This window comes from Bacillus sp. C1 (assembly GCF_054570475.1).
Genome location: NZ_JBTMZT010000012.1, coordinates 67062 through 79614, shown reverse-complemented (window position 1 = coordinate 79614; position 12553 = coordinate 67062). Strand labels below are relative to the sequence as shown.

Genomic DNA, 12553 nt, shown 5'->3' with positions numbered 1-12553 from the left:
TTTACATAAAAGGAGTGGTCACATGTATCGCAATCGAAAGAATGATGTAGCAGAAGTACCACCAGAACAAACCCCTGTTTGGGAATGTGAATCAGAGGATTGTTTAGGATGGATGAGAAAGAACTTTTCATTTGAAGAAGAGCCAAAATGCCCTTTATGTAAAAGTAACATGAAAAGTGGAGAACGTTTATTACCTAAACTAGGTTAATTGCTTCATTCCCCTCTTATTTTGATAAGAGGGGTTCTTTATTTTTCAGCACTATCTCCAGTTTAATTATACAAAAAACCATGCATGTTATATGTCATGGTTCTTTTCTAAATCTGTTCGTATAATAGAATATATGTATACATCTCGCTGCTGATCCCCTTGATGAATATACCCTCTTAAAAGTCCTTCTTTCTGAAATCCTATTTTGGATAACATATTACAAGATGCTATATTTTCAGGATATGTAATCGCACCAATTCTAAATATTCCAAGCTCCTGAAAACTGTACATGATAATTTGTTGTGCAGCTTCCGTTGCATAGCCCTTTCTCCAATAAGAAGGATGTAAATCATAACCAATCTCAGAACGTTTACTCCAAAGTTGTAAATTATTTAATCCAATTGTACCAATTAACGTATTGGTTTCTTTCAATACAATCCCCCAGCGAATCGCACTCTTTTCAAAATAATTTTTTGAAAAAGATTCAATCATACGGGAAGCTTGGCCAAATTCTGTAAAAGAATTCATTCCATAATAGCGCGTGACTTCTTCGAGTGAAAAAATTTCATATATTTTTTGACAATACGATTGTTCGATTTCAACTAGACGTAACCGTTCTGTTTCTAAAGCAGGAAATGTCATGAAAACCCTCCTTTTCTTTCTATTGATTTATTATACCAGAAAATCTTTCTCTTATTGGAAGATGTATTATAAATAAAAGCCTGTTTTCAAAATAGATGAAACAGGCTTTCTCTTTATTTTTCTTAATTTATTCGTTATATACACAACATTAACTTTGTTTTAGATCTAGCAAAGTTAATAATCTTAATTATTTTCTTTTAGACATTTTAACATACGGAAATTTTCTGTACAATCAAAAAATACTATATGAATATTTCAAATAATCCCTTTTCCCTTTTTGATGCTTTTTCCATCTTTATATAGGAAACAGTATCATTAATCATTTCAAACGTTATCACCCATTAAGTGTAATAAATATTGGCTCTTTTTTAGGCTTACTATTCACTACAACACCATGGACAATTACAATTAGTTGTTTGCTAGTAGGACTTTTTTCCTCACTTCAAGCTAGAAAATTAAACCGCCTTGCTTATGATGCTACTGAATCATTTAAAGATTCTAGCTTCTCATTACGTAATCGCCGGTCTAAACTAGGAATTATCATTAACCAAATTTGTTTCGTTCTATTCATTTTATTAAGTAGTTTTCTCAATCATATATCATTGAACCAAGTATTTCTAATACTTACTGAAAAAGAAATTCAAAACAAAAATCTTATGTTTACTAATTTAACGGTAACCGCAATCATTATGGTTACCATAACCGGATTTCTACTACTATTCTGAACATGGAAATTGGAATTAACAAATAAAAAGAAGGATTAATTCCTCGGCATTTAAAGAGATGCTTAGTATAACTAGCATCTCTCTAAAAATGATCCATATTCATATATTAATAGGAAACTTCTTCCCCTAATATGAATGTATGTGATACATTCATATTTCGCATGACTCCACGCTCTATACAGTAATAAATTGTATATTTACGTTAATATATTAGTGAACAACAAAATATGTTTGCAGCGATAAAACTCATATTAAAGGAGGTGAATGAAAAGTATGTATATTTTTATAGGCATTGCCCTCTTGTTCATGTTACTTGTTTTTTTATTTGCACAAAAATTCGCACCCAACTCGGCGATGATGACAAGTTTCAAAAAAAATAACTTAAAAAAATTTATAATCGGGCTTGTAATCGCCTCGGCATTATCATTTTCATATGGATTTTATCACGCAGCTACGTATCAACCTTCCTTGCTACATATTAAAATAAACAACACACAATATATTATTTCAGGTGATATTGGTGAATTAGGTTATTTTTCAGAACAAATAATCAAAAAAGAAAAAGAAACCGAACTTTATTTTGCATCTTGGAAAACACTGAGTTTAGAAAATCCTCAAATTATCATAAGCTACCCTTCTGGTAAAACAGAAACTTGGAAACCGAATATATCTCTAATAAAAAACACATCCACAAAAGAACTGCAAGAAAAATATAAAATAAAAGAAATTTATGCGCTCTCGCCTTATTCATTTAAAGAATCTGGAAACGTCACATTAACCATTACAGAAAATAAAACTACACGTGCAGAAGTTCTAATCAAGGTTAAATAATAAATGAAATCCCACTCTTGTACTAAAGTGGGATTTCGTTAAAAATATAAAAATTTCATTATTCAAGTCGATTGTTCAATGCTCTTATAATCTTCTCTGCCGTTTCCTTTCCATTTCCTATACAAGCTCCTATACCTACACCATAGTATGAAGCTCCAGCTAGATACACTTTTGGAAAAACAGCTGATATTTTCTCATTTAAAGATTGAACGGCATGATTATGTTCTAAATGATAATTAGGCATTAAATCTTTCCAGTCCGTAACTTCAACAACTTGCGGTTCTCCTTTAATTCCAAGACTTTTCTCAATATCAGATACGGCCAATTGAATCAATTCTTCCTTACTTTTATGTTTTATTTTTTCATAAGCCGGATTCGAACTTTTATAAAACAATCTCACCAATAAATTTTGTTTATCTGATGTATGCTTCCACTTCCTGCTCGTCCATGTACATGCATCGCAAAGTAAATCACTATATTCTGAAACGATGAAACCCGTTCCATCCGCCGGTAATTGTTCATCAGCTATTTCAAACCCTAAATAAACGCTAATTAACGAAGAGTTTTTTAGCTTATTGAAATCAAAATCTAATTCATTAGAACTTAACAACGTTTGTGCAACATCATGTGGTGTAGCTACAACAACGTAATCTGCTTTTATCGTTTCTTTATTTGAAAATGAGACTTCATATCCATCGCCGACTCTTTGTACATTCGTCGTTACTACTCCTTTTTGTATTTCTGTCTCTGCCAATTTCTCTTCTAAACGAGTAATAATCGTAGAAAGCCCTTTTTCAAATGATAAAAACTTCTTATTCCCAGCAGTCTGAAACTTTTTTTTATTAACCTCAAAGCCTTTTATAATACTGCCATATGTATTTTTATAATCAAGTAAATATGGTAGTGTAGACGCCATTGTAAGCTCATTCAATTTACCAGAATACACTCCTGAAAGAACGGGAGAAATCTGCTTCTCAACTAATTCTTTTCCTAAAAAACTTTCTAAAAATACAGCGAGCGATGTATCTTTCGTAAAATCTTTATTCTTTGTAATAAAGTCTTTTAGCGCAATGATTTTCCCCTTCGTTGAAACTAACGTACTACTAAATAACGACTCTACACTCATCGGTATCCCAAATACTGTGTCAGCAGGAATCGGATGTAACATATCATTTGAGTAAATATAAGAAATACCCGTTTCGTTATATACCATTTCGTCTTCTAAATTCAATTCGTTTATAAACGGCATTACATTTTCGTTTCGAGCAACGATTGAATCGGCACCCGTTTCCATAATAAAATCCTTTTCTTTCACACTGTGAATTTTTCCGCCTAAGGATTCATTTTTTTCTACAAGGATTAACTTTAAATCTATATTGGAATCCTTTTTTAGTCTTTCTAAGTAATACATCGTAGAAAGTCCTGTAATTCCTCCACCTATGACAACGACTGTTTTCATACTTGCTGCACTGCTACTAAAAACATAGACAAACATAATCATCTACGTTAGATTATTCTTGCTTCTATGTGCCTCGCTTCGCCACTTACTCGCTACCACAATTTGATATAGAACTCCACAAGCGTAAATTCGGATGTAGCCCACCCTACATATATACGTTATCGAGATGTGATGATCGTATATTCTGTTGCATATTTCAAATTTAGACTTGCGTTAAAGTCTCTATCCATTTCAACATCGCAGTTATCACATTTAAAAATTCTATCAGATAAACGCAAGTCAACTTTTTTATATCCACGACAAGAACATGTTTTTGAACTAGGATAAAAACGATGTACCATTCTTAATTCGATACCATATTCATTGCATTTATACATCAACCATTCTTTAAAACGATAGAATTTCTGCACAGATACTGCACGAGACAAATGACGATTTTTTATCATCCCTTTAACATGCAAATCTTCAATTGTTATATACTTTGGTTTGGCTTTCACTAAAGTATTTACAACATATCTAATATATTCCTCGCGGATGTTCGCGAGGTGATTATGAAGTTTTTGTATCACTAAAATTTGTCTATTGATATTCTTTTTAGTGGCAGATTTTTCACCTCTCTTTTTTAAATGTTCATATTTACGACTTAAAGATTTTTCTAATCTTTTTATTTTCTGTGTTTTATTGATATTTTTAAAAGTAAAGTCATGACTACAAATTGCAAAATCTTTAATTCCAATATCTACACCTATACCATCTTGTGTGTTTATTTGCGTATTCTTTGTATTCACTTCACAAAGTACAGATACAAAGAATTTACCTGCCTTTTGAGAAACAGTTCCACTACTTACTTTAGCATTCGTGGGGATGTAACCAAATTCTTTTAATCGTACTCATCCAATGGTAGGTATTTTAATACGATGTCGTTCGATGATCCAATCTGTTTTGTTATTTTTCGGAAAATAGCATTTCACATCTTGGTCGCGCTTCTTTTTGAAACGTGGAAATTTTGTTCTTCCTTTGAAAAAATTTTGAAATGCTTTTTCTCCATTCATAATAGCTTGTTTCGTTGCTTTAGAAGATACTTCTTTGATCCATATTTTATCTCTATGATTCGGAATATATTCGTTATTCAACCACTTAGGAAAGTCTATTCCACTGATAAATTCCTTTTCTTTTTCGTATATTTCTTTATTATGGGCGATATAGCAGTTGTAAATATATCGACTTACTCCAATCGTTTGAAGAACTTTGTTTTTTTGAATATCAGTGAGTTTGATTTCTGTTTTGTATGCTTTTTTCAACAGCCTCATCCTCTTTGATTTTCTTTTTATATTTTCTTAAACCGTAAATTCTACAGCTAAAAATATGGAGAATAGAAATCATACCTTGAACAAGTCCTTCTTGCGGAGAAAGGCTTTCATTATTTAAGTTGAATGAATCTAAGAGTCTTTCGAACCGATCATAACCAAAAGGACTCAATCTATCTTTATGCGTAATCACAATTGTATCTATTTGTCATGCATGTATTGATGAAATCGTGCCATTTTTTACGGTTATAATTCATTCCTTTATTATTATAACCTAAAAGTGCACTTTCTCGACTAGCAGCTGACAAAGTTCGTAAAATGTACATACTGTGTCTACTTTATGCTTTCAATAACATTATATAATTAATTAATTTGTCTAGTTCTTGGCTTACTGTAAGTACCTTTTCATGTTGAAATCCATAATTGGACACTAGTGTAAATAATTCTTCTTTTTTCACTTCAATAATTTGTTCTAATTTTCTCAGCTCCATATCCTATTTAATCGCTCCAATTTAAAATGTATGTACTCTAGTATAGAGTATTTACATAATAAGTAAAAGTATCATTTTCAAGTCAATCTTACATCTTGAAGAAAGAAACAAAAGGGTATGTTCAAGATGGTTTCAAAAAAATAGAAAGACCTCATTCATGATAAATGTTCTTGAATGAGGTCTTTCTATTTTTAAGGTTATTTGATTTGTACATCCATTGGCCTAAAACAATTAGCTCAAACTAGTTTTATTTTATAAAACCCTCATTTAAACTTTTTTAACAAATTCAGATTTTAATTTCATAGCTCCAAAACCATCTATTTTACAATCAATATCATGGTCTCCATCTACTAAACGGATACTTTTTACTTTTGTACCGATTTTCACAACCAATGAAGTTCCTTTTACTTTAAGATCTTTAATTACTGTTACAGAATCACCATCGTTTAAGACGTTTCCGTTTGCATCTTTGATTACCTTTGCATCTTCACTATTTTCAATTTCTGATTCTAAAGTCCATTCATGAGCACATTCTGGACAAACAAAAAGATTCCCATCTTCGTAAGTGTATTCTGAATTACATTTTGGACAATTTGGTAAATTAGACATATTTTTATTTCCTCCACTCTTTATCATTCATTCTAATATATATGCATTATTTTCAATTTTCTTTTTTCAAATTCGTAAACAAACATCTATTTTATCGCATATCTTCCAACTTCTTAATGCTCATGTTTGATGTTGCCCATTCATCACAATTAAAATCAGAAAGTGAATTTTTTAAAAATCTAATGCAGCTGACTTATTCTTTATTGCATTCACTTCCTGAGGTTGCCGAGAAAGCCCGGTACATTCATGAAAAGCGAAATGCTTACACCCTATACATTTTTTTGTATTCAAATGTCTTAGAGCGTAGTTAATGGCTTCCCCTGTGTGGTCAAAAAAGTTTTCTTCCCCAATCTCGGCGTACAGTCCATTCTTATCTAGCGTTGTTTTTAACTCTGATTGAATTCCCGAAATGAGAAGTACACCACCTTGGCTTTTAAAATGTCGGACAATATTCCTAAAATAGGATTCTCCTGTTGTGTCAATAAAAGGAACCTTTCCCATACGTAAAATTAAAACCTTTGGTTTATAATGAATGGTCGCTAAAATGTTTTGTTCAAATGTTTGAGCAGCTCCAAAGAATAATGGTCCTTCTATTGTATAAATACTAATTTGTGGGCAGTCGTGAGTTTTTGTTACCACATGTGGTAACAATTTTTCATTCTTTTTTGTATGATCCGGAAGCACCTTAGATATAACAAGCATATTACTCATACGTTTTGTAAACAAAATAATCGCTAAAATAATCCCGACTTCCACAGCCGTTGTCAAACTAGTAAATACAGTAAGTAAAAATGTTACAAGTAATACAAGAGAATCTCCTGCCTTCATTTTAAGTATGTGAACAAAATGTTTTTGCTCACTCATATTCCAAGCAACCACCATTAAAATGGGAGCCATACTAGCAAGTGGAATATGTGAGGCATATGGTGCTAGTAATAGGAGTGTGAATAATACAAATACTCCATGAATAACACCTGATATTGGAGAAACTGCTCCACTCTTAATGTTAGTTGCTGTACGAGCAATTGCTCCAGTTGCCGGGATACCTCCAAATAATGGTGTAATAATATTGGCAATTCCCTGACCAATAAGTTCTTTATTACTGTTGTGTTTACTATTTGTCATACCATCTGCCACCACAGCGGATAAAAGAGATTCAATACCACCTAACATGGCAATAACAAATGCAGGCCCAATTAATTGTTCTATACGCTCTATTGTGATTTCTGGTGTATTAAACTGAGGAAGTGTATTGGGAATCGTACCATACGCTGTACCAATAGTAGGTACATGACCTGAGAAAAATATAGTTGCAATTACAGTTGAAATCACAACACCTACTAATGAACCTGGTACTTTTGGTAAAATCTTTGGTGTGATGAGTATGACAAGAAAACAAATCAAAGCAGTTAAAACACTGTAAAAATTGACAGTACTGATATGAATAAAAATTTCCTGCAGATTTGCTATAAATTCTTCATGCTTTTTTATACCTGTTAGACCTAAAAAACTAGCAATTTGCCCTGTAAAAATAATGACAGCAATACCTGATGTAAAACCAATTGTTACAGGACGTGGAATAAACTTAATTAAAGATCCTAGTTTAAAAATCCCCATAAGGCATAAGATAATTCCAGCTAATAAACCAGCAAGTAGCAAATTTCCATACCCATAGGTAATGACGATTCCTAAAAGAATCGGAACAAAAGCACCTGTAGGCCCTCCAATTTGATACTTTGAGCCACCAAATAACGAAATGAGTATACCAGCAATACATGTTGTATAAATTCCATACTCCGGCTTAACACCAGAAGCTATAGCAAAAGACATAGCAAGTGGAATCGCAACAACTCCAACAATCATTCCTGAAAGAAGATCCTTTTGAAAATGCCCCCATGAATATCCTTCAAACCTTCCCGTAAATAACTCTTTCATTACAAACCCTTCTTTTCTATTTTTAATAACTCTGGATTACAAACATGATGAGCTCCTATTGAGCAAAATATTTCCATGCCATGTTGAATAACATCTTCTTTCTTAACTTCAATGCTCAACCTATCGTTTCATCTTCCGTTTCATCTAGCTCTTCTAACATTGAAATCGTATCGATTAAATGGTTGTTAAAGATCTTTCTTGCTACTACTAATAAATTCATAATCATAGGATCCCGCAGAGAATATAAAACTCGTTTGCCATCTTTGGTGCCGACAACAATATTTTTAGCACGTAATACACTTAACTGTTGAGAAACAGCAGAACCTTCCTTATTAAGAATGCTTTGAATTTCATTTACACTTTTTTCACCTTCTGACAACGCTTCTAAAATACCTATTCGTAAAGGATGCGATAAGGCTTTAAAAAAATCAGCTTTAAATTGTTGCATTTCGGTTCCCATTAAAACACCTCTAGTATTTATTTTAATTAAAGCTCCCAAAGTATCATATACATCTTCAAATGTTTGAATATGTATATGATACTTCTAGAACTTACAATTTTCAATACAAATTTTGAAACGTTAAAAAAGAATCCGAAAAAAGCATCTATATGATCAGTTACAATACAGATGTTTAATTCTGTTCTTATAATCACACAAAACACCGTCTAGTTATCCTAGACGGTGTTTGTAACAGTTTTTTTAACATCACTGTATTGTGAATTACATTACTTCAATTGAATAACAATAGACGGTCCTTATCTCATGGGCGGTTTTAAATAACTTTATTGTCGATCAACAACTTTTAATTATGTACAATGAAACCATTTGGACGAAAACGACTCATCATAATTTCATCAATAAACTTACCATGCGCTTTTAAATTCCCCTTTTTTACACCCTCTTCTTGAAATCCAAATTTTTCATATAGAGCTTTTGCACCAGAATTTATTTCCAAAACACCAAGTTCTACCCTCTCTAACATTAACCAATTGTCTGCAAGGTCCAGCATTTTTGTCAGCAAAGCTTTTCCAATGCCCTTATTATGATATTCACTATCTACCCCAATAAATAAATCTCCTGAATGTGATCTTCTTCCTTGTCCTTGCGTTAAACCAACAAATCCAACGACTTTTCCATCATACTCAGCCACAAATTCAAATTGATTCGGTGCTAAATTTCGAATTCTATTTTCCATTGCATCCACCCGCATGCTAGGCAAAAACACCATATAAGGTAAAACATCGTTTTGTATGCATATACGATGAATGCCTCTAGCATCTTGTATTTCTACTGCACGAATCGTGAATTCCATCGCTTTTCCTCCTTTTTAACTCCTACATTACAGGTTCTTTATTTCCATATAAAAATCCTACTTGTATGTATTTGTGAATCTCCTCATTTATCTGTTTCAATAACAATACCTTTGAAAATTTTGTATATAAAATACAGGTTTTCCTTTTTTTATCACTCGAATTACTATATAATAGTTAAGTTGTTTTCATTTTTCTAAAAACTACAAATTGGGAGGTTTTCATATGACTACACTCGGTATTATCCGCCACGGCAGCACACATTGGAATAAAGAAGGTAGAGCACAAGGAAATTCAAATACCCCCCTTGATCAAGACGGATTCTCTGATACTCATAAACTAGCAGAACGTTTAGCTATAGAAAATTGGGATTTGATCTATTCTAGCGATTTACTACGAGCGAAGCAAACCGCTGAAACAATAGGAAAAAGCATTGAAAATATAGAAATTCATTTAGACCCTAGACTTCGTGAAGTGGGCGGCGGTCAAATTGAAGGAACAACTGAAGAAGAGCGAATTTCAAAATGGGGAAAGAATTGGAGAGAGCTTGATTTAGGAATTGAAAGTACTGATAGTGTTACAGCAAGAGCTATACCTTTTATTGAAGAAATTACATATAAATATCCTAACAAAAACATCTTAATTGTTAGTCATGGTGCATTTATTAAGCATCTTCTTAAAGAATTAGTACCGCATTCGAACATGACTGATTCTCTCAAAAATACATCCATAACGAAAATTAGAAAGTTAGAAAATGGTTGGGATTCTGAATTATATAATTGCACGGTACATTTAGAATAACTCGTTAAAATTCCAACAAAAAGACCTACTAATAAGGTCTTCTTTGTTGTTTTTTAACAATCCCCTTTAATCATTTAGATATTGTTTCTCCCGCCAAGTTTTTTTATATTTTCATTATTTACAGCACTTATTTCTGAATAAAGTTTGTTTATTATTGCTTCTACAATATTCTCTACATTCATTTGACCATCAATTATATAGTCCGAATCTGGTTTAACACTTTTCTCCATCTCTAGGTATGCCTGCCTTCCAGCATTCAAATACATCTCGCATTCATAAATGACTTCATCAATAGAATTCAAAGGATTACGAATTAATCTTCTTGCTATTGCTATATCTAATGGTGTGTCAATATAAAATGAAATGTCTATCAAATTTTTCATCTGATTATTAAGGTACGAAAACGGATAGTCCAAAATAATATAATTTATAATTGAATCATTTAATAATGACTTGATGTCTTTAATTATGGGATTAACATTCCATTCGTCGTAATTTGCACCTTTTTCTACCCATTTACAAATGTCATTTGGTCCTTCTAAATCATACTCATCAAAATGAACAACCTTAGAGTTATTAAGTCTATTAGCTAGTCTCTTTGTAACTGTTGTCTTACCTCCACCAGATACAGCCGAAATAGATATTATTATTGTTTTTTGTCTCATTTACTCCTCCATAAAATATTAGAAGATTAATCTCTACTCCAATACATGTGACACTTGAATGAAATACCCTTCTATCTTCAACAATCTTGCTCTTTTACTTTAATAACACAGGTTCTTGTTTGCCTTCTAATTTAAATACTCCATCCCACTCAATTCCACAAGCAGTTGCATGTAATTTAGGAGCATATTTCTGACCACTTTTTTAAATTATATAAATTAAATTTGTGATTTTACCACAAAGATGACCAACTGCTTTTTTCTTTATCATTCCTTCTTCACCTAACTGCTTTACTGGTCGATATTCAAAATAGTATATTAATTAGTTTTTTCATTGTCTAAACACGAATTGTTCCATCGTTCTATAAATTTCTGTAAAGAAGGAAAGGAGCAACCCAAGTACGGCTATCATTTTCATGATTCCAGATATAAATATCATCTTTTTGTATCACCCCATTTAAAATTGAATACGCAAACAAATCTCCGTTCCCAGCATCTGCAATAAACAATAGACACTCAAATGGCATATACAAATCTTTGAAATCTTCGTAATTTCTAACATTTGAGTTTTCCTCTATAATTCGGCTTGTTGACCAAACAAGATAATTCCCATATTCATCGTTTATACCATCTGTTTCTTTCAATAGACTTTGCCATTCATCAGGAGTCTCTATGTTGAATGTACTATTGATTTCTTAAATTCTTTTTATAGTAGCAGGTCCATTACATACATACTCCTCTGAGATATTTCTTATAAATTTTCCCCACATACTCTGTCTCCCTCCTTCATATATTCCCATTTTAAATTTCCAGCTTATAAGTCTCGGTTATGAAAACAAAAGACGTTCTCCACTCATTTTCTCTTTCTATTTTCACATAGCATAGAGTAACGAGCAGCTGCCCTCTCCTCCTAAAAGAAATGGTTTTATGTCAGTCTTTCGATGCGTATTTATATAGAGTAGACATTTTAAGTAAATCGTTATTATTTTATAGGAGTGATCCTAATGAAGCGCTTCGCAGTAATTTTCACCTCTATTTTGTTATCAAATATGATTTCCGACCTAATATATTTCCTTATCAATCTTAATTATAACTTGTTTATTGATAAATTTGACTTCTTATTGTTCATATTGAGTTTCGGAATTTATTTAATCGTCTTTTTACCAATATACTTTCTTTTAAGTAAACTTCTATTAAAAGAGTAGAAATGATTTTTATCATAGTTTTCTCAAATTATTTGCTAGCAGTATTTTCCCACTACTCGTAAATAATTACTCTCCAATAAAAAAGTATAGAAAAATTACTTATCCTTGCATTTTTCGCTTTCAATATTTTTATTTTACATCTAATTTTGTGGTCCTTCTCCCTCCATAGCTCATCAGGCCAGAAAACAAAATTAATGTAATACGTGAACTGAAACATCCCCCTTTTTATTCACACTGTTTTTTGTTACCAAAAGATAGTTTCAACTAAACAAACACCTTTTCACTTTCTCTACAATTCCTTCAAAATACTTTGGACTAATCCCTCCTTTAACATAGTAAACTAAACATGAAGGCTACAAAAATGGAG

General features: G+C 32.0%; 12 protein-coding genes and 2 pseudogenes. 3 read left to right on the top strand and 11 right to left on the bottom strand.

The features are described 5' to 3' along the window. Window positions 1-22 precede the first annotated feature (22 nt). The gene (locus ACX5JI_RS22190; RefSeq protein WP_000286200.1) at window positions 23-208 is read left to right on the top strand and encodes a cold-shock protein; all 186 of its coding nucleotides are present in this window, start codon (window positions 23-25) and stop codon (window positions 206-208) included. Window positions 209-295: 87 nt separating this feature from the next. On the opposite strand, the gene ACX5JI_RS22185 is transcribed toward ACX5JI_RS22190, so the two are convergent. Then, window positions 296-850: a GNAT family N-acetyltransferase gene (locus ACX5JI_RS22185; RefSeq protein ID WP_459503184.1), complete on the bottom strand. Its 555-nt coding sequence runs from the start codon at window positions 848-850 to the stop codon at window positions 296-298. Window positions 851-1848: 998 nt separating this feature from the next. Here ACX5JI_RS22185 and ACX5JI_RS22180 point away from each other — a divergent pair. Further along, window positions 1849-2406 (top strand): hypothetical protein, encoded by a 558-nt coding sequence (locus ACX5JI_RS22180; RefSeq protein ID WP_459503183.1) that lies wholly within the window; start codon window positions 1849-1851, stop codon window positions 2404-2406. A gap of 58 nt (window positions 2407-2464) precedes the next feature. Here the strand turns inward: ACX5JI_RS22180 and ACX5JI_RS22175 are convergent, their stop codons facing one another. From ACX5JI_RS22175 to ACX5JI_RS22140, 8 genes and pseudogenes are all read right to left on the bottom strand, one after another. Beyond that, window positions 2465-3865 carry a protoporphyrinogen oxidase gene (locus ACX5JI_RS22175; protein ID WP_459503182.1) on the bottom strand — a complete coding sequence of 467 codons (1401 nt, stop codon included), beginning with the start codon at window positions 3863-3865 and terminating at the stop codon, window positions 2465-2467. Between the two features lie 158 nt (window positions 3866-4023). Then, window positions 4024-5166, bottom strand: a pseudogene (locus tag ACX5JI_RS22170) (RNA-guided endonuclease InsQ/TnpB family protein). A gap of 344 nt (window positions 5167-5510) precedes the next feature. After that, window positions 5511-5663: an aspartyl-phosphate phosphatase Spo0E family protein gene (locus ACX5JI_RS22165; protein ID WP_241819024.1), complete on the bottom strand. Its 153-nt coding sequence runs from the start codon at window positions 5661-5663 to the stop codon at window positions 5511-5513. A 267-nt stretch (window positions 5664-5930) separates the two neighbouring features. Then, window positions 5931-6272 carry a zinc ribbon domain-containing protein YjdM gene (locus tag ACX5JI_RS22160; RefSeq protein ID WP_459503181.1) on the bottom strand — a complete coding sequence of 114 codons (342 nt, stop codon included), beginning with the start codon at window positions 6270-6272 and terminating at the stop codon, window positions 5931-5933. Between the two features lie 171 nt (window positions 6273-6443). Next, the gene (locus ACX5JI_RS22155) at window positions 6444-8207 is read right to left on the bottom strand and encodes a SulP family inorganic anion transporter (protein WP_459503180.1); all 1764 of its coding nucleotides are present in this window, start codon (window positions 8205-8207) and stop codon (window positions 6444-6446) included. A gap of 35 nt (window positions 8208-8242) precedes the next feature. Continuing rightward, window positions 8243-8326: pseudogene (locus ACX5JI_RS22150) on the bottom strand (DNA mismatch repair protein); the annotation flags it as partial. Continuing rightward, complete coding sequence (locus tag ACX5JI_RS22145; protein WP_459503179.1) at window positions 8323-8667, bottom strand: ArsR/SmtB family transcription factor; 345 nt, start codon at window positions 8665-8667, stop codon at window positions 8323-8325. The pseudogene ACX5JI_RS22150 and the gene ACX5JI_RS22145, both read right to left, overlap by 4 nt. A gap of 343 nt (window positions 8668-9010) precedes the next feature. Next, window positions 9011-9520: a GNAT family N-acetyltransferase gene (locus tag ACX5JI_RS22140; RefSeq protein WP_459503178.1), complete on the bottom strand. Its 510-nt coding sequence runs from the start codon at window positions 9518-9520 to the stop codon at window positions 9011-9013. Window positions 9521-9743: 223 nt separating this feature from the next. Here ACX5JI_RS22140 and ACX5JI_RS22135 point away from each other — a divergent pair, with 223 nt between their 5' ends. Next, the gene (locus ACX5JI_RS22135) at window positions 9744-10319 is read left to right on the top strand and encodes a histidine phosphatase family protein (RefSeq protein ID WP_459503177.1); all 576 of its coding nucleotides are present in this window, start codon (window positions 9744-9746) and stop codon (window positions 10317-10319) included. A gap of 74 nt (window positions 10320-10393) precedes the next feature. Here the strand turns inward: ACX5JI_RS22135 and ACX5JI_RS22130 are convergent, their stop codons facing one another. Continuing rightward, window positions 10394-10984, bottom strand: a complete 591-nt coding sequence (locus tag ACX5JI_RS22130; RefSeq protein WP_459503176.1) for a nucleoside/nucleotide kinase family protein — start codon at window positions 10982-10984, stop codon at window positions 10394-10396. Between the two features lie 359 nt (window positions 10985-11343). Next, complete coding sequence (locus ACX5JI_RS22125; protein ID WP_459503218.1) at window positions 11344-11673, bottom strand: SMI1/KNR4 family protein; 330 nt, start codon at window positions 11671-11673, stop codon at window positions 11344-11346. Window positions 11674-12553: the final 880 nt, after the last annotated feature.